This is a genomic window from Bacillus sp. CCB-MMP212 (assembly GCF_022748145.1).
Lineage (GTDB): Bacteria > Bacillota > Bacilli > Bacillales > Bacillaceae_G > Bacillus_A > Bacillus_A cereus.
The window spans coordinates 1-18,763 of the sequence record NZ_JALDQE010000001.1 but is presented as its reverse complement, the minus strand read 5'-3'; the positions used below and the strand labels follow the sequence as shown (position 1 = coordinate 18,763).

The following is an 18,763-nucleotide window of genomic DNA, read 5'->3' as shown; positions in this document are numbered from 1 at the left end:
CTACATAATAAAGGGGTAGTAAAGAATGCCTAACAGTCAAAAGATTCGTCATTCGTTATCATCTGCGCAGTCTGGTATGTGGTTTGCGCAACAATTAGATCCGCTTAATCCGATATATAATACTGGGGAATATGTAGAAATAAACGGGAATATTCATCAAGACATTTTTGAATTAGCTGTACGTAAAGTTGTAATGGAAGCAGAAGCACTTCACGTTCGCTTCGAAGAGGATGAAATTGGCCCATGGCAAGTTATTGAAGAATCACAGTTCCGTATGCATTTTATTGACGTTCGGAAAGAAGAAAACCCTGAAGAAGCTGCTAAAGTATGGATGAAAAATGATTTATCTATGCCAGTCGATTTGAAAAAAGATACTTTATTTACTGAAGCACTTATTCAAGTTGAAAATAATCGTTTCTTTTGGTATCAGCGCATCCATCACATTGTGATGGATGGCTATGGATTTTCACTTCTTAGCCAAAAGGTAGCGAATGAGTATACATCACTTATAGAAGAAACAAACAAGAATGAAAAGCCATTTGGTTCTCTTGCAAAAGTTGTGCAAGAAGATATTGAGTATCGTGAGTCTAAACAATTTCAGGAAAATCGTACTTTTTGGTTAGAAAAGTTTGCAGATGCCCCAGAAGTTGTAAGTTTGGCAGAACGAGCACCGAGAACATCAAATGGATTTTCACGAGAAACAGCTTATTTATCTAGTTCTAGCACGAAAACTTTACTAGAAGATATCAATATTTCGTTAACAAGTTGGCCGGAATTCATTGTCGCTGTAACAAGTATTTATATGCATAAATTAACAGGTGAAAATGATATTGTTTTAGGTTTACCGATGATGGGACGTTTAGGTTCTGTATCTATTCATACACCAAGTATGGTAATGAATTTAGTTCCACTTCGTATTACAGTAACTCCAAATATAACTCTTGCGGAATTATTGCAGCAAGTTTCTAAAGAAATCCGAGATGTACGTCGCCATTATAAATACCGTCATGAGGAATTAAGAAGAGATTTAAAGTTACTAGGTGAAAATCAAAGGTTGTTTGGACCGTTAGTGAATGTTATGCCTTTTGATTACGGGCTTAATTTTGCTGGAAATCGTGGTATTACGCATAACTTATCAGCAGGACCTGTAGATGATTTATCGATAAATGTATATAAACGTTTTGATCAAAATGAACTAATGATTCATTTTGATGCGAATCCCGAAGTATATAATGGCGCAGAGCTAGCATTGCATAAAGAAAGATTTATGAATCTATTTGAATTAGTAATAAATAATTATGAGAAAAACGAGTCGATTGGAAAAATAAACATTACTCTACCTGAAGAAAATCATAAAGTTTTATTGGAATGGAATGAAACGAAGGAAGACGATGAGTTAATCAGTTTACCTATATCATTTGAAAAACAAGTGCAAAAAAATCCAAATAAACTAGCGATTACTTGTGACGGTGTAATCCTTACGTATAAAGAGCTAAATGAACGAGCGAATGAACTAGCACATTATTTAGTAGAAGAAGGAATACGACCAAATCAGTTTGTAGCTTTAGTATTCCCTAGATCAATAGAAATGGTAGTTAGTATGCTAGCAGTCTTAAAGGCTGGTGCAGCGTATTTACCAATAGATCCAGAATACCCAGCAGATAGAGTTAATTATATAGTAAAAGATGCAAAACCAGTTTGTATCATAACACATTCATCTGTTTCATCTAAGTTAGTTATAGAAAATGATATGAAAAAAATTGTATTAGATGACGAAGAAACGAAACTAGCGTTACATACATATTCTCGTATGAATATAGCATGTAAGAATGATGCATCACTTTTAAACCCAGCCTATACAATATATACTTCAGGCTCAACAGGAAACCCAAAAGGTGTAATTGTTCCTATGAGAGGTTTAAGTAACTTTTTAATGGCTATGCAACAAAAGTTTTCATTAAATGAAAATGATCATTTATTAGCAGTTACAACGTTTGCGTTTGATATTTCTGCTCTAGAAATTTATTTACCTCTTATTAGTGGTGCAAGTTTAACAATTGCGCAAAAAGAAGACATACAAGAGCCATCAGCATTAACGACACTTTTACAAGAAGAAAGAGTGACAATTATGCAGGCTACACCGACGCTTTGGCAGGCGTTAGTAACTGATTATCCAGAGAAGCTACAAGGACTAAATATACTTGTTGGTGGTGAAGCTCTTCCAGCGCATTTAGCAAATAAATTAAAAGAATTAGGTTGCTCAATAACTAATTTATATGGACCAACTGAAACGACGATTTGGTCTACTTTCATGAACATTGATGAAGGTGAAAAGGGTATACCTCCTATTGGAAAGCCAATTTGCAATACAGAAGTATATATATTGGATGCAGGGTTACAACCAGTTCCACCTGGAGTTATTGGGGAATTATATATTGCTGGGGAGGGACTTGCAAGCGGATATTTAGGAAAACCTGAGTTAACAGCTGAACGGTTTGTTGCAAATCCTTATGGAGAATCAGGGAAGCGCATGTACCGTACAGGAGATCTTGTGAAATGGCGTAGTGATGGTGCGTTAGAGTACATTAGTCGCGCAGATCATCAAATTAAAATTCGTGGATTCCGAATTGAATTAGCTGAAATTGAAACGGTATTACAACGACATGAAAATATTCAACAAGCGGTAGTAATGGTACGAGAAGATCGTCCAAATGATAAACGCATCATTGCGTATATCGTTGCAGAAGAAAAGGAACCGATTAATCTTTCAGAAATTCGTTCTTATGTTTCAGAAAGTTTAGCGAATTATATGATACCATCGGCATTTGTTGTGCTAGAAGAATTACCATTAACGCCAAATGGTAAGGTTGACAGAAAGAAATTACCTGCTCCTGATTTTAATGGAATGAACAATGAGAGAGTTGCTAGAAATCCGAAAGAAGAAATATTATGTGATTTATTTGCAGAAGTACTTGGTGTTTCTCGAATTAGCATTGATGATAATTTCTTTGAAATGGGTGGACATTCACTTCTCGCATCTCGTTTAATGGCAAGAATTCGTGAAACGTTAAGTGTGGAATTAGGAATCGGGAAACTATTTGAATCACCAACTGTTGCCGAACTGGCGAAACAATTAAACCATGCAAAAAGTGCAAGACCAGCTATTCAGAAAGCAAGTAGGCCAAATGAAGTTCCACTTTCATTTGCACAGCGCAGGTTATGGTTCTTAAATTGTTTAGAAGGTCCAAGTCCTACTTATAATATTCCGCTAGTCATTCGTATGAATGGAATATTGAATCGGGAAGCATTACAAGGTGCTTTTTATGATGTAGTTGAGAAACATGAAACACTTAGAACAATTTTCCCTAACGTATTAGGTAGTTCCTATCAGAAAATTTTAGATATGGAAAACTTAAATCTAGAAATGGTTATAACTAATACATGTAAAGATGAATTAGAAAGTGTACTTTCAGAGGCGGTAAGATATAGTTTTAACCTCGATATTGAGCCGGCAGTTCGTTTGCAACTTTTTACAGTGAGTGAAAACGAACATGTATTATTAATTTTATTACATCATATTGTAGGTGATGGCTGGTCATTACAGCCGTTAACGAGAGATTTTACAGCGGCGTATAAAGCACGATGTCAAGGTGACAGAGTTCAGCTGGAGACACTACCAGTTCAATACGCAGATTATGCACTTTGGCAACAGCAATTGCTAGGTGATGAAACGACACCAGAGAGTCTTATTTCAACACAATTAGATTTTTGGAAAGAAGAACTTAAAGGTTTACCAGACCAAATGGAGTTACCTACAGATTTCCAGCGTCCAATTGAGACGAGTTACCGCGGGGAAACAATTCATTTTCATATAGATGAAGGTATGCATAGTAGGTTAGTAGAGCTTGCACGTAAAAATGGAGTTAGTTTGTTTATGGTATTGCAAGCAGGGCTTAGTGCACTATTTACAAGATTAGGTGCAGGCACTGATATACCAATTGGAAGTCCGATTGCTGGAAGAAATGATGATGTACTTTCAGATATCGTTGGTTTATTTGTAAATACATTAGTGTTACGTACAAATACGTCAGGAGATCCAAGTTTTAAAGAATTATTAAATAGAGTGAAGCAGGTAAATCTTGCAGCTTATGAAAATCAAGATGTTCCATTTGAAAGGCTTGTTGAAGTGTTAAATCCAGTACGTACTCGAAACAGCCACCCGTTGTTTCAAGTTATGTTAGCTTTTCAAAATACACCAGAAGCAACGTTTCATGCACCAGATTTAGAAGCGAGCCTTGAAATTCAAAGCGTTGGTTCTGCAAAATTTGATTTAACATTTGAAATTAGTGAGAGTAACGAGGTTGATGGTACTCCGAACGGTTTACATGGATTACTAGAGTTTAGTACCGATTTATATAAACGTGAAACGGTTCAAAAACTAATAGAACGATTCATTTTGTTATTAGATGATGCAGCTACAAATCCGGATCAATCAATTGGCAGATTAGAAATATTAACTGTAGCAGAGAAAAATACAGTGTTAGAAAAGTGGAATGGTGGTTTTCAAATTGCACCAGAAATGACATTGCCACAATTGTTTGAAAAGCAGGCTCATATAAATCCAAATTCTATAGCTGTTGTCTTTGAAAATAAGAAATTAACTTATGAAGAGTTAAATAGAAAAGCAAATAAAATAGCTCGATTCCTAATAGCAAAAGGGATTGGTCCTGATCAACTCGTTGCTTTAGCGATGCCAAGATCATTAAACATGGTTGTAAGCTTATTAGCTGTTCTTAAAGCTGGTGCTGGATACCTTCCGTTAGATCCAGATTACCCAGCAGACCGCATTTCATTTATGCTACACGATGCGAAACCATCATGTGTTTTAACGAATTCAGAAGTGGAAATTGAATGTGATGAGGCACTAAAAGTTTTAGTTGATGATGTGAAAGTAATAGCAGAAGTTGAGAAATATAGTGATGACAATATTGATGAAGTGGAACGAATTAAGCCATTATCTCCATCACATATTGCTTACGTTATTTATACGTCAGGCTCAACGGGTAGACCGAAAGGCGTTATGATACCTCATCAAAATGTAGTAAGACTTTTAGGAGCAACTGATCATTGGTTCCAGTTTGACGGAAACGATGTTTGGACGATGTTCCATTCATACGCTTTTGATTTCTCGGTTTGGGAAATTTGGGGACCTTTATTATACGGAGGGCGTTTAGTTGTAGTGCCACATACTGTAAGTCGCTCACCGAAAGAATTTTTACAGCTTCTTGTTAAAGAAAAGGTTACGGTTTTAAACCAAACTCCATCAGCGTTCTATCAATTAATGCAAGCAGATCGTGAAAATGAAGAGATTGGCCAAAAATTATCTTTACGATATGTTGTTTTTGGAGGAGAAGCACTTGAGCTAAGTCGCTTAGAAGATTGGTATAGTCGACATCCTCATAACGCACCAAAGCTTATTAATATGTACGGTATTACGGAGACGACAGTACATGTTAGTTATATTGAATTAGATGAAACTATCGTCTCTTTACGAGCAAATAGTTTAATTGGGTGCAGTATACCTGACCTTAAAGTGTATGTGTTAGACAACTATTTACAACCAGTGCCACCTGGAGTAGTTGGAGAAATGTATGTTGCAGGTGCAGGGCTTGCACGTGGATATTTAGGAAGAGCAGGATTAACGGCTGAACGCTTTATCGCAGATCCATTTGGCAAGCCAGGTACAAGAATGTATCGTACAGGAGACTTAGCTCGCTGGCGTAAAGATGGGACGCTAGATTATATAGGACGTGCAGATCATCAAATAAAAATTCGTGGATTTCGAATTGAATTAGGAGAAATAGAAGCAGTCATAATGAAGCACCCTAAAGTTGAGCAAGTAGCCGTTATTGTACGGGAAGATCAACCAGGGGATAAACGGTTAGTTTCTTATATCGTTGCATCAAATAATGAAGCGATTGATACGAATGAAATGCGTCAGTTTGCTGGTGGTAGTTTACCAGATTATATGGTTCCATACGCTTTTGTAGTAGTAAATGAGTTACCTTTAACTCCAAACGGTAAATTAGATAGAAAGGCATTGCCAGCTCCAGAATTTATCGCATCATCTTCTAGTCGTGGTCCAAGAACACCGCAAGAAGAAATGTTATGTGACTTGTTTACAGAAGTGCTAAGTGTACCTCAAATTGGAATTGATGACGGATTCTTTGATCTTGGTGGCCATTCACTCCTTGCAGTACAGCTTATGAGCCGCATTAAAGAGGCGCTTGGAGTGGAACTAAACATTGGTACTTTATTTGCAGCACCGACTGTTGCAGGGTTAGCTGAAAGACTTGAGATGGGGAATGGTCAAAGTGCACTTGATGTGTTGCTTCCATTACGAGCAAGCGGGGATCAATTACCACTATTTTGTGTACATCCAGCAGGTGGATTAAGTTGGTGCTATGCAGGACTTATGAAATCTTTAGGGACAGATTATCCAATCTATGGTGTACAAGCACGTGGTATCGCTAAAAATGAAGAACTTCCAAAAAGTTTAGAGGAGATGGCGGCGGATTACTTGAAACACGTTCGTGAAGTACAGCCTCATGGACCATATCGTTTATTAGGTTGGTCGCTTGGAGGAAATGTTGTGCATGCAATGGCGGCGCAATTACAAAATGAAGGGGAAGAAGTAGAATTACTCGTTATGCTTGATTCTTATCCTGGACACTTCTTACCGAATACGGAAGCGCCTACTGAAGAGGAAGCGTTAATCGCATTACTTGCTTTAGGCGGATATGACCCAGATAACATGGATGGTAAACCACTTACAATGGAAAGTGCAGTTGAAATCCTTCGTAAAGATGGAAGTGCATTAGCAAGTCTTGAAGAAGAGACTATATTGAACTTGAAAGAAACATATGTAAATTCAGTAGGGTTGTTAGGGAAATATGTACCGAAAGTTTATAATGGAGATATCTTATTCTTTAGATCTACTGTTATACCAGACTGGTTTGATCCTATTTCTCCAAATACGTGGCTAAATTATTTAGACGGGCAAATTGTGCAGCACGATATTGATTGTAGACATAAAGATCTATGTCAGCCAGGTCCGCTTACGGAAATTGGACAAGTATTAGCGAAATATTTGCAGAATAAGAAAGGGGTAAGTAGAGTATGACGAATCCATTTGAAAATGATAATTACACATATAAAGTATTAATAAATGAGGAGGGCCAGTATTCTCTCTGGCCTGCTTTTCTCGATGTACCTATTGGCTGGAATGTCGTATATGAAGAAGCTAGTAGGCAGAGCTGCTTAGAATATGTTGAATATAACTGGAAAGATTTGAATCCAAAAAGTAATCAAGTTCGTGAAAAAACATTAGCAGGAAAACGATAATGAAAGCAAAACTAAATCCAAAAGTAGTCGTAAGTATCGTTTATATAACTGCGATGTTTATGGCTGCGATGGACGCAACGATTGTAAATGTAGCACTACAAACGATAAGTAAAGAACTACAAGTAACTCCATCTGCAATGGGGACGGTTAATGTTGGGTATTTAGTTAGTTTAGCTGTTTTCCTTCCGATTTCTGGTTGGTTAGGAGATCGATTTGGTACGAAAAGAGTGTTTTTAATTGCTCTTTTCGTATTTACAATTGCCTCTGCTTTATGCGGAATGGCTAACGATATTACTTCATTGAATATTTTCCGTATTATTCAAGGTGCTGGTGGAGGGCTTTTAACACCGGTTGGAATGGCAATGTTATTTCGAACATTTTCACCAGAGGAAAGACCGAAGATTTCTCGGTTCATTATACTTCCAATTGCTGTAGCACCAGCAATTGGTCCTATCATCGGTGGTTTCTTTGTAGATCAAATGTCTTGGCGTTGGGCATTTTATATTAATCTACCGTTTGGAATCGTTGCATTGCTCTTTGGACTTCTATTTTTAGCAGAGCATGTTGAAAAATCAGCTGGTCGCTTTGATTCTCTCGGCTTTATTTTATCAGCACCAGGATTTGCGATGCTCATATATGCACTCAGCCAGGGACCATCAAAAGGGTGGATTTCTCCAGAAATTATGAGTACTGGGATAGCTGGGGTTGTATTCATTACATTGTTTATAATCGTAGAACTGAAAGTAAAGCAACCGATGTTAGATTTACGCTTATTAAAAGAACCAGTCTTTAGAAAGATGAGCCTTATATCATTATTTTCATCAGCTGGTTTACTAGGAATGTTATTTGTTTTTCCACTTATGTATCAAAATGTGATAGGAGTTTCCGCGCTGGAATCAGGACTTACGACATTTCCAGAGGCGATTGGATTAATGATTTCTTCACAAATTGTGCCATGGTCATATAAGAAATTAGGAGCTCGAAAGGTAATTTCTATAGGATTAATTTGTACGGCGATTATCTTTGTTTTATTAAGTTTTGTAAATCACGATACGAATCCGTGGCAAATTCGGGCATTATTGTTTGGTATCGGTATTTTCTTAGGTCAATCTGTCGGTGCGGTGCAATTTTCTGCCTTTAACAATATCACGCCGCCTTCCATGGGGAGAGCGACTACTATATTTAATGTGCAAAATCGATTAGGTTCAGCGATAGGAGTAGCTGTTTTAGCTAGTATACTAGCTGGTTTTGGAAGTAATAACGTTCAATCCAATTTTTTACCATATCAAGCAGCATTAATTGGATCAGCAATATTTTTGCTCATAGCACTACTATTTTCTTTACGTATTTCCGATAAAGAGGTAATGTCAAATAAGAAAGAAAAAACATTATCTGTATCAAAAAAAGAGAAAGCACTCGTCAATGAATAACAATATACGTATGCTTTTTTATGAAAATTGATATTCGTTGAATAAAGGAGAGTTTACATGATAGAAAGTAAAGTTGTAGATTCTGTTCCAACTTTGAATGAGAATGATTGTCAAATATGGTGGGCAAGAATTTCAGATTTACAATCATGGCATTACAATTTACTAAATGATATAGAGCGAGAGAAAGCAAATTCGTATCATCATTCGGCAGATCGAGCTCGTTTTATAATAGGTTGCGTAATTAGTAGATTAGTTCTCGGTAAGATACTTTCTATGTCACCAGTCCAAGTACCAATTGATCGAATGTGCTCAGTATGTAAATTGCAACATGGTAGACCACAATTACCAGAAGGTATGCCGCAATTATCCGTTTCACATTCAGGTGAGTGGGTTGTCGTTGCATTTACAAAATCTGCACCTGTTGGCATAGATGTAGAACAAATGAATCCAAATGTAGATGTTATGAAAATGGCAGAAGGTGTATTAACAGACATTGAAATAGCGCAAGTTATGAAACTACCAAATGAACAGAAAATAGAAGGTTTTTTAACATATTGGACTCGAAAAGAAGCGGTGCTGAAAGCGACAGGTGAAGGACTAATGATTCCGCCAGTACATATTACAGTATCAGCTCCAAATGATCCTCCAAACTTGTTGGTTTTTAAGGATAGACAAGAGTTAGCAAGTAATACAATGATGGAAGATGTAAGGCCTAGTTTAGATTATAGGGCCTCTGTTGCAATATTCAGTAAGGAAGTGACTGAAATTACGCAATTAGACGCGGCAGCACTTTTAAATCTTAAATAAAAAAATTATAGAAGAGGTGTTCCTCATGTTAGTAGCGGAAAATAGAAAGAATGAATTCACTTATAACGTACAAGCAATTAAAAATATTTTATTTTCTGGAGATACATCATCCATTCATGCTTTAGAAAAGCTTTTAAATGATACAGTTCAGTTTGATGTTCTTGAACAAGAGGCACTTGGTAGACAGAACATTCCGAAAGAAGCAAAGAATTTCTTTGATAAAGATGGAACATTTCTTTACCGTGTATCTAATGTTAGTTATAAAGGAAAGGTGTTATCTGAAAATCTAATTTTTGCAGACACTTCGTTTTTACCGGACGCAATAAAGAGTGAATTAGAGAGTGGAAATATTCCTGTTGAAAAGCTTATAGAAAAGATGGAAGTAAGAAGAAACGTATTATATGAAGGATATCAGCCATCTGGAAATATTATTGAATTGTTTGATGGATGTTCTGTTACAGCGAATGTGTATCCAACTAGAAAGTATCAAATTGTAAGTAACTGCAAATGTGTATTTTATATTTGTGAAGTATATCATGCAGAGAATATAAAGCAATTGCTTAAATAAAAACGAGAAACCAGCCTATAAAATGGCTGGTTTCTTGTTTATTTAACAGCTTCTTTTAATTCTTTACCTGCTTTAAATGCAGGAACTTTACCAGCTGCGATTTGAATTTCTTCGCCAGTTTGCGGATTACGTCCTGTACGAGCAGATCTTTCGCGCACTTCAAAAGTTCCAAATCCGATTAATTGAACTTTATCGCCAGATTGTAATGCATTAGCAATTGTGTCAAATACGGATTGTACAGCTGCAGAAGCGTCCTTTTGAGAAATATCAGCTGATTGTGCTACGTTTTTAATTAATTCTGTTTTGTTCATGTTTTCACCTCATAAAAAAATTTTTGGAATGAATGTTTTAGTATAATAGATAGTAAAGATAAAGCTATCACTATGATTAGAAAGAATACTATATAATTATGTTAATTTCGTTGCAAGAGACTGAATCCCTTCTATTATTTAGGGATTAATTAAGAATCGATGCATATAAAAAGCTTTAATATGAGGATGAGGGGGAGTATATGAATGATTTTTCGTGAAAAAAATGAGAAGGAAAGTATATTAATTCGTCAACATGATCATGGTTTTTTAGCTGGAGAGATTGCAAAGCATATAAAAGAAGACTTTTTTGAAGGTAAAACATATTTAAAAGAAACAGTTGATGCAATATATGAGCATGACAGAGGATGGATAGAGCTAGATAAAGTACCAATTTTAAATGATGCTAAAAATATTCCATATACATTTATGGATTGTCCAAGCCCATTACGTTTTGTTTTTTATACGATTGGTTTGAATGAAATTGAAAATTATAATCCATACGGGGCATTGCTTTGCAGTAAACATTTTTTATCATTTCCACTAAACGAGGAAGATGAAGAGATGATGTCATTTTATAAACATGAATTAGAACGACAAAAAAGAATTTTGAAAACGTTAACAAAGGAACAGTTTGCGATGTTTGATAAACATTATAGATTATTAAAGTTTTGTGATGAACTTTCTTTATACGTATGTATGAATAAGCCTGGTGTAAAAAAGAAAGATGAAATTGATTTATTTAAAGATGGTTTTGAAGGAACAGAAATGTTTAATAGTAAGGATGAGAAACTTATTCAAGCTGAATGGGTGGACGAGGAAACAATTCGGATTACACCATTTCCATTTCAAACGGAATTTCATACGTATGTAAAATATAAAACGATAAATAAACATGAAATGAAAGAAAAAGGGATTGCAAAGGTTGATAGAGAATCGGAAACGAAGAAACAAATTATACGTTTCATACAATAGGGAGGTAATATAAATTGAAAGATTATATATTAAAGCAGTTTGATTACCATGCTTGGGCTAATACTAGATTATTCGATCGATTAAAAGAGTTATCAAACTATGAGACAATTTTTAATGAACAGATACAGAGTGTATTCCCATCCATTAAGGATACTTTTGTGCATATTTATATTACAGATCAAGTGTGGTTACACATATTGCATGGTAAAAGTATGAATGAAGCAATACAAGACCGAGAAGATTTACGAAAACAAATTGAAACTAAATCGTTACATGAATTAAAAAAAATGTTTGAAAACATGGCAAATCAATATAAAGACTTTTTAATTACAATACAAGATGTGAATGCTGTATTTGTTATTGAGAATCCATATGTAGGGAAATTAGAAACTTCGATTTTAGAATTAGTGCAACATGTCGTAAATCATGGTACATATCATAGAGGAAATATAACAGCGATGATCCGTCAACTTGGTCATTCGTCGACAATGATGGATTTTGTACTGTATTTACATATGGTTAAAAAGCAGGGAGAGTAATATAGTTTGTAAGAAGGAGAGGCTTTAATTATAGAAGTCTCTCCTTCTATTTTATTCCGCATTCATGGTAGATCGACTGATTAAAGTTTTCTTAAGAAGCTTTATTTTCTTGTAATTGCTTAGCGTATTGTACAGCCTTATATGCATTGACTCTACCGTTTTTCCAGTACGTACCTGTACCACTAATTTTATCAGAAGTTGACTCAATAATTTGGCGAATTTGTGTATTACTATATCCTTGATTTGCTAAAAGAGCAGCGACTCCTGCAACATGAGGTGTTGCCATAGATGTACCACTTAATGATTGATACGTGCTTCCTTTATATGTTGAATATATATTTGAACCTGGTGCTGCAACATCTACCCAGCTACCATAAGTAGAGAATGAAGATTTTCTATCTGATTGATCTGTAGAAGCAACTGCAATTACTTCGCTGTAATAAGCAGGGTAATTAGCTTTTGTATTTCCAGCATTTCCAGCAGCTGCAACTATAACAGAGCCTTTATTCCATGCATATTGAACGGCTTGTTGTAATGCAGTACCACCATTTGGAGCTCCTAAACTTAAACTAATTACTTTTGCACCCGAATCAGCAGCTTCTCGAATACCTTGCGCTACAGCATCAAGAGTACCACTTCCTTGATTATCTAATACGCGGACAGCATAAATTGAAGTTTGTGGGGCAACACCAGCAATTCCGACACTGTTATTCGTAAGTGCTCCAGTAATTCCAGCGCAATGTGTACCATGACCATTACCATCATCAGATGTGTTGTCGTTATCAACATAATCATGCCCGTAAATTACTTTCGAAGCCAAATCAGGATGTGAACCTTGAACTCCTGTATCAATAATAGCTACTTTGACACCAGGATCACTTCGTTGGCTATCCCAAGCTTGTGGAGCTTGAATCTTTTGTAATCCATATTGATTTTTAAAATATGGGTCGTTTGGAGTCCAAAAGGCGTGAACGTAATAATTCGGTTCTGCATATTCCACATCTGGATTATTTTTATAACTCTTTATTTTTTCTTTTACAGTACCTTTTGAAAATTGTACGACTTCAAAACCTAACTTATCATCTTTAGATAAGACATTAGCTCCGACAGATTTATGAAAAGATTGCACATTACTTAAAGATGCATTTTGCTTGAACTTAACGATTAATTGGTTAGGAACGTAATCAGTAGATGATGTTTCAGCGCTTGAAGTATTTGTGTTAAAGAAGAAACCACCAATAATAAATGATAAAACAGATAGGAAAACAATGATTTTGTTTTTCAAAAGATTTTTCCTCCCTTTTCTTGGATGAGTTTTTCAGCGACACTTTAATGTCGCATTCCTTTTCAACTATATAGTTAGACCATACGATTTATGACATTTATGTGAAAAACTTTTGGAGGAATAAAAAGGAGTAAACATTGATATAAATATATTTTTAATGATAGTAATTAAGTAAAAGAGGGGATGAAAAAAGGAATGCTCATCATGTATGAGTCATTCCTTTTTTCATAGATTAACTTGCCTGTTTTTTATTATTTTCTTTCAATTTCTCTGCTTGTAAAAAGCGATTCGTTTCAGCAACAACAATACTACTTAATCCAATTAGACCAATTAAGTTTGGAATGGCCATAAGTCCATTTGCAATATCAGCAAATGTCCATACGATTCCTAGCTTTAAATTAGCACCAATTGCAATCATGAAAATAAAGATTGCTTTATAATATTTAACAGCACTTTCTCCGAATAAATAAGCTACACATTTTTCTCCATAATACGACCAGCCTAAAATAGTAGAGTAGGCAAATAAAATAATTGCGATACCGAGAATCATACTACCAGCAGTACCAAATACAGATTGGAATGCAAGTGTTGTAGCTTCAACACCAGTTTTACCAGATTTCCAAGCACCTGTAGTAATTAATACTAGTCCTGTAATTGTACATACAATAAACGTATCTAGAAAAGTACCAGTCATTGAAACTAAAGCTTGCTTTGCAGGTGAATCAGTTTTTGCAGCCGCCGCCGCAATTGGTGCACTCCCTAAACCAGCTTCATTCGCAAATACACCACGCGCCATTCCGATTTGAATAGCTGATGCAACTGTTGCCCCAATAAAACCACCAGCAGCTGCTGTACCATTAAATGCACCAGAAAAAATAAGTGAAAATGCTTCAGGAATTTGGTCGTAGTGATAGAAAATAATTATAAGACCAGCAATTATATAAAAGAAAGCTTTAATAGGAACGACATATCCCGTCACTTTCCCGATTTTTTTTACACCGCCTAAAATAACAATTGCGATTAAAAATGCCATTAGTATACCAGTTAAAGCAGGAGGGAAAGAGAAATTAATTCGCATTGCCTCTGCAACTGAATTAGATTGCACCATATTACCAATACCGAAAGAAGCAGTTGTACCGAATATAGCGAATAATACTGCTAGCCATTTCTTACCCAAACCACGTTCTAAATAATACATTGGCCCACCTGAATATTCACCATTTTCATTACTAACACGGTATTTCACTGCAAGTATTGCTTCAGCATACTTTGTTGCCATACCGAACAATGCGGTAATCCACATCCAAAATATTGCACCAGGTCCACCTATAGTAACAGCTGTTGCAACACCGGCGATATTTCCCATACCAATCGTTGCGGCCATAGCTGTCATAAGTGCTTGGAAGTGACTAATATCTCCAGAAGAAGAGGTATCTTCTGATTTTTTAAACGCTAGTTTGTGAGCGTATAATAGTTTACTAAACTGTAAACCTTTTAAACGCACTGTGAGAATGACACCAGTTCCAACGAGTAGCAACAAAGTTGGTAATCCCCACACGTATTGATTTAGTTGTTCTAATACTTTACTTACTGTCTCCATCTTTATTCTCCTTTTTTAGAAAAAATAAAAACCACTTCAAGTAAATGAAATGGTCTCTGGAGAAACAAGGGATAGAAAAATAAACCGATACAATCGGCTTTTTCTTTCGCTTGTCTCTGTCCTTTTACCTGAGAGATTATCCGCTAAAGTAGCGGATTTGCTCCTTCGGTGCTCGTTTTCCTCCGCGCTCTATAAAAGCGAGAGGGAGTCTCTCCAGAGATTCGTCCCCATGCAGTTCTACTTGTAACCAAGACCTGAGAGTTTCAAAGTTGGTATAACAACTTTTTGCCCCGTCGGTAGATCAATAGACCTTCTCCTGAATGGTTCATCCGAATTATAAAATTTACAAACACATTGATTGTAAATCAATAAAAACATTATAGACATACAAATTGTGAATTGCAATCATTTTTTATTTTAAAATAGTAAATAGTTTTATTTTTTTGTAAGTCCTAATTTATCTTCAACTTCATTTAAAGTAGATAAAGCGATGACAATATGTTGATCCGCAAGTCCTAAAGCTTGTTTTGTTTTTTCAATAGTTTCATTGGTTGGAATAGAGTTATTTGTTCCGTCTATAATCAAATTTGCTGCATTTTTCATGAAATTTGATGCGGATTTAAACTGAGTTGTGAATTGAAGGAGTTGTTTTTGTATATCTATATCTGCTATGTTTTCTTCAATTTTAAGTGTGTCTATTTCGTTCATAATTGTTTCATACTGCTTGGAAACAGCATTCATTGTAACTAATAGTTTATTTCGATCTACTGAATCTCCATTCGTGTTAATCTCTTCCCAGGCAGGCAACCAATCTTTTTCGATGATGTCATTATAAGTAGTAGTCAATTCATTAATTTTAGGTTGTAATTTCGTTTTGAAAGTTTTTGTATCCGCTGTTTCTACAGGTGCTTTTTCGTTGTTATTTTTAACATTAGTAACGTAGAAAATTGTACCGAAAATGATGAAAATAGAAATAATAACTGTCCATTTAGTAAAAAATAATTTCTGCAATATGTAACGCCTCCAAAATTTAAAAACTTATAATTATAATATATAACAATAATGTTGTTTAGAGTAGAGAAAATAGGTTGGAAATGATTTAAATTATATCTTTTCTATACATAAATAATTAAAGTTAGTAAAATGATGAAAGTTATATGTGAGAAAAGAGGGTTTTTAGTGAAAATGAATAGAAGAAAACTAGTTTCAAATATTTCAATGGCTATGTTATTAGTTGGTGTAATTGCATTCATATTTATGAATAAAGAATCTAAAATTAAAGGTTTTCCAGTACCAATGTCAGCAATTCATATTAACGATGATAAGGAAGAGGACTATCAATATATAAGTGTAATGCCAATTACAAAGGCGAGTGGATGGGAGAACTTAGGGGAAAACGGGCATACTGTTAGTTTTAAAAAAGGGGAGCGGAAGGTAACTGTATTACATTATCCAGGAGAAATTATGTATTCTATATTTGAAAAATAATTGATGATAAAAAAGATAGGGAGTAGATGATATTGTAGGATTGTTTACTTCCTATCTTTTTTAGTTTTTAATTCTGAATTGTTTGAATTAAATTTATTATGCGTATAGAATAAAATAGTATTTCTTATGAAAATGAGTGGAAAGTTTACCAAGTATAAAAAATAGGATGTTTTATTGAATGATATAGATAATCAGTAAGGTATAATTATGTTATGTAAACTGAAAGTGGAATAAGAAAGCGAAGCAAGAAATTTGAATTTTTATATTCTAGATGTCTTTTTACAAGCTAAGTATTTCGGTAATCAACTTACAGCATTTACGGAGGGGCATCAAACTTCGAGTAAGTAAATGGATCGAATCATAAGGGGGAATTTAAAATGTTACTAAAAACAATCTACTGTAAGGTGGAAGAAGAGAAAAAAGAATTGTTTTCCAGTGCGCAAGAAAAATGGCGTGATATACAGCACCTAGATGGTTTTCATGGACAATTTGGTGGATGGAATGAAGATGAGGCATGTGTATTTACTTTATGGGAAGATAGAAGTGTATATCAATCATTTATGAATGGTGCTCACGATACAATTTATTTAAATAGTAATCAAGAGGATACGTTTCTTTCATGTGAAATTGAATTATTTCAAACGTTGTATGATATAACTGATATGCATTTGAAAGACGTTGTAATAGAGGGAGCATTCGTAAGAGTTGCTATATGTGATGTAAAGTTGGAAAAGGAAAAGCATTTTTTACATAAGCAAGAAACAATTTGGAATAAAGGAATGGAAAAAGCAAAAGGAATGCTAGGTGGAGTAGTTGGGAAGTCTTTGGAAAATGAAAATCGTTACATAGTGTTAACGTATTGGAAAGATGAAATAGCGCACCAACATTATGTGGAAGAGATTTTCCCAGATTTATATAAATTAGCTAATATTCATGAAGATATAGAAAAGATACAAGGAAAACAAGCTGTATGTAAGGAAGAATGGCTTGTATATTAAACGATGAAAAAGTGCATAAATGAATGTATAATAAAGATATTTTCTTATAAACAAGTAATTAATAGAAGACGTTATATACCCTTTCATGTTAATATATTTAAGTTATAATAGGAGGCTTACCCTTTTGTATTGTACGGTAGAAGCAGTGTGAGCTTGAAATTTTTTTTAGAAAAGGATGTGCCTAATTTGCGTATCAATAAATTTATTAGTGAAGCTGGAAAAGCGTCTCGACGTGGAGCGGATAAACTAATTAATGAGAGAAGAGTAATTATTAACGGTAAGGTTGCAAAAATTGGTGACCAAGTGAACCCAGGTGATGATGTACGAGTAAATGGAGAGCAGCTTCGAATTGCTCGAGATCACGTATATATCGCTTTAAATAAACCAGTAGGTATTACATGTACGAGTGAAAAAGCTGTAAAAGGTAATATTATCGATTTAGTGAACCATCCTTTACGAATTAGTCACATTGGACGTCTTGATAAAGACTCAGACGGTTTAATTTTATTAACGAATGATGGTGATATTGTTAATGAAATTTTACGTGCTGAAAACAAACATGAGAAAGAATATATCGTTTCAGTAGATAAGCCAATTACACCTGATTTCTTAGAGAAAATGGCAGCGGGTGTTAAAATTTTAGGAACAAAAACGCTTCCTTGTGAGGTTACACAGTTATCAAAATATGAGTTCCAAATTATTTTAACACAGGGGCTAAATCGTCAAATTCGCCGTATGTGTGAAGCTTTAGGTTATCAAGTATACACGTTAAAACGTACGAGAATTATGAATATCGAATTGAATAATTTACCAGTTGGACAGTGGAGAGATTTAACGAAGAAAGAGAAAAGACGTCTATTTGCAGACTTAAATTACGAACCACAAGATTGGTAAAATTGTGAAGTGAAACCAAAAAAATTTGGTTTCACTTTTTTAATTAAATAAATAAATTTTTTAAACACTTGCAAAAATAAAATGAATAAGATATATTAAATAACAATAAATGGATGTTTTACAAAAAGCAAAGAAAAGGACACGAGTTATTTTACCCGGTTATACAGAGAAGGAAGGAAAGCTGAGAACTTCCTAACGCAGAAAAATAACTTACCACCTTAGAGCTGCCCTAGGGAAATTAAGTATCTAGTGCCGTGTATGCGACGTTATCGCAAAAGAAGCCATTATGTTTTTTGTGATGGGAATCTGGGTGGAACCACGGATATAAGCATATTCGTCCCTATATTTAGGGATGAATATGCTTTTTTGCATTCAATTTCATAATAAGCGAAGAAAAGGACACGAGTTATTTTACCCGGTTATACAGAGAAGGAAGGAAAGCTGAGAACTTCCTAACGCAGAAAAAT

At 34.9% G+C, this 18,763-nt stretch carries 14 protein-coding genes, 1 riboswitch and 1 other annotated feature; of the genes, 10 read left to right on the top strand and 4 right to left on the bottom strand.

What is annotated here, in order from left to right; genetic code table 11:
- Positions 1-25 precede the first annotated feature (25 nt).
- From MRP26_RS00070 to MRP26_RS00050, 5 genes are read left to right on the top strand one after another with little or no spacing between them, the layout of a single operon-like run.
- On the top strand, positions 26-7,183 hold the full coding sequence (locus MRP26_RS00070; RefSeq protein ID WP_095690954.1) for an amino acid adenylation domain-containing protein: 7,158 nt from the start codon (positions 26-28) through the stop codon (positions 7,181-7,183).
- Positions 7,180-7,404 (top strand): MbtH family protein, encoded by a 225-nt coding sequence (locus MRP26_RS00065; protein WP_000184057.1) that lies wholly within the window; start codon positions 7,180-7,182, stop codon positions 7,402-7,404. The genes MRP26_RS00070 and MRP26_RS00065 overlap by 4 nt, the downstream gene beginning before the upstream one ends.
- Positions 7,404-8,834 carry an MDR family MFS transporter gene (locus MRP26_RS00060; RefSeq protein WP_071730141.1) on the top strand — a complete coding sequence of 477 codons (1,431 nt, stop codon included), beginning with the start codon at positions 7,404-7,406 and terminating at the stop codon, positions 8,832-8,834. Before MRP26_RS00065 ends, MRP26_RS00060 begins: the two co-directional genes overlap by 1 nt.
- A gap of 57 nt (positions 8,835-8,891) precedes the next feature.
- A complete protein-coding gene (gene sfp / locus MRP26_RS00055) occupies positions 8,892-9,641 on the top strand; it encodes a 4'-phosphopantetheinyl transferase Sfp (protein WP_063547185.1) in 750 nt (249 codons plus the stop codon).
- 25 nt (positions 9,642-9,666) lie between these two features.
- A complete protein-coding gene (locus MRP26_RS00050) occupies positions 9,667-10,209 on the top strand; it encodes a hypothetical protein (protein ID WP_053564558.1) in 543 nt (180 codons plus the stop codon).
- Between the two features lie 38 nt (positions 10,210-10,247).
- On the opposite strand, the gene MRP26_RS00045 is transcribed toward MRP26_RS00050, so the two are convergent.
- On the bottom strand, positions 10,248-10,520 hold the full coding sequence (locus MRP26_RS00045) for an HU family DNA-binding protein (RefSeq protein WP_001043905.1): 273 nt from the start codon (positions 10,518-10,520) through the stop codon (positions 10,248-10,250).
- A gap of 204 nt (positions 10,521-10,724) precedes the next feature.
- On the opposite strand from MRP26_RS00045, the gene MRP26_RS00040 reads away from it, so the two are divergent.
- Together MRP26_RS00040 and MRP26_RS00035 are read left to right on the top strand one after the other, a co-directional pair.
- Entirely contained in the window at positions 10,725-11,492 is a 768-nt protein-coding gene (locus MRP26_RS00040) for a DUF3891 family protein (RefSeq protein WP_078400259.1), read from the top strand.
- Positions 11,493-11,506: 14 nt separating this feature from the next.
- Entirely contained in the window at positions 11,507-12,031 is a 525-nt protein-coding gene (locus MRP26_RS00035; RefSeq protein WP_197241496.1) for a DinB family protein, read from the top strand.
- A gap of 91 nt (positions 12,032-12,122) precedes the next feature.
- Here MRP26_RS00035 and MRP26_RS00030 read toward each other — a convergent pair whose 3' ends face one another.
- The 3 genes from MRP26_RS00030 to MRP26_RS00020 form a co-directional block, all read right to left on the bottom strand.
- A complete protein-coding gene (locus MRP26_RS00030; protein WP_065223657.1) occupies positions 12,123-13,316 on the bottom strand; it encodes a S8 family peptidase in 1,194 nt (397 codons plus the stop codon).
- A 232-nt stretch (positions 13,317-13,548) separates the two neighbouring features.
- Entirely contained in the window at positions 13,549-14,916 is a 1,368-nt protein-coding gene (locus MRP26_RS00025; RefSeq protein WP_071730145.1) for an alanine/glycine:cation symporter family protein, read from the bottom strand.
- Between the two features lie 106 nt (positions 14,917-15,022).
- Positions 15,023-15,143, bottom strand: a riboswitch (glycine riboswitch).
- Between the two features lie 208 nt (positions 15,144-15,351).
- Positions 15,352-15,927 (bottom strand): hypothetical protein, encoded by a 576-nt coding sequence (locus MRP26_RS00020; RefSeq protein WP_071730147.1) that lies wholly within the window; start codon positions 15,925-15,927, stop codon positions 15,352-15,354.
- A gap of 132 nt (positions 15,928-16,059) precedes the next feature.
- On the opposite strand from MRP26_RS00020, the gene MRP26_RS00015 reads away from it, so the two are divergent.
- From MRP26_RS00015 to rluF, 3 genes are all read left to right on the top strand, one after another.
- The gene (locus MRP26_RS00015; protein WP_071730148.1) at positions 16,060-16,404 is read left to right on the top strand and encodes a hypothetical protein; all 345 of its coding nucleotides are present in this window, start codon (positions 16,060-16,062) and stop codon (positions 16,402-16,404) included.
- A 377-nt stretch (positions 16,405-16,781) separates the two neighbouring features.
- Positions 16,782-17,402, top strand: coding sequence for a YdbC family protein (locus tag MRP26_RS00010; RefSeq protein WP_197241497.1), 621 nt, complete (start codon positions 16,782-16,784; stop codon positions 17,400-17,402).
- Between the two features lie 186 nt (positions 17,403-17,588).
- Complete coding sequence (rluF, locus tag MRP26_RS00005; protein WP_001222162.1) at positions 17,589-18,296, top strand: 23S rRNA pseudouridine(2604) synthase RluF; 708 nt, start codon at positions 17,589-17,591, stop codon at positions 18,294-18,296.
- 121 nt (positions 18,297-18,417) lie between these two features.
- Positions 18,418-18,641 (top strand) — a binding site (T-box leader).
- Positions 18,642-18,763: the final 122 nt, after the last annotated feature.

Coding starts and splice junctions, on each gene's coding strand:
- MRP26_RS00060 (WP_071730141.1), top strand. CDS start 7,404: ATGAAAGCAAAACTAAATCCAAAAGTAGTCGTAAGTATCGTTTATATA.
- sfp (WP_063547185.1), top strand. CDS start 8,892: ATGATAGAAAGTAAAGTTGTAGATTCTGTTCCAACTTTGAATGAGAAT.
- MRP26_RS00015 (WP_071730148.1), top strand. CDS start 16,060: ATGATGAAAGTTATATGTGAGAAAAGAGGGTTTTTAGTGAAAATGAAT.
- MRP26_RS00045 (WP_001043905.1), bottom strand. CDS start 10,520: ATGAACAAAACAGAATTAATTAAAAACGTAGCACAATCAGCTGATATT.
- MRP26_RS00050 (WP_053564558.1), top strand. CDS start 9,667: ATGTTAGTAGCGGAAAATAGAAAGAATGAATTCACTTATAACGTACAA.
- MRP26_RS00010 (WP_197241497.1), top strand. CDS start 16,782: ATGTTACTAAAAACAATCTACTGTAAGGTGGAAGAAGAGAAAAAAGAA.
- MRP26_RS00025 (WP_071730145.1), bottom strand. CDS start 14,916: ATGGAGACAGTAAGTAAAGTATTAGAACAACTAAATCAATACGTGTGG.
- MRP26_RS00065 (WP_000184057.1), top strand. CDS start 7,180: ATGACGAATCCATTTGAAAATGATAATTACACATATAAAGTATTAATA.
- MRP26_RS00040 (WP_078400259.1), top strand. CDS start 10,725: ATGATTTTTCGTGAAAAAAATGAGAAGGAAAGTATATTAATTCGTCAA.
- MRP26_RS00070 (WP_095690954.1), top strand. CDS start 26: ATGCCTAACAGTCAAAAGATTCGTCATTCGTTATCATCTGCGCAGTCT.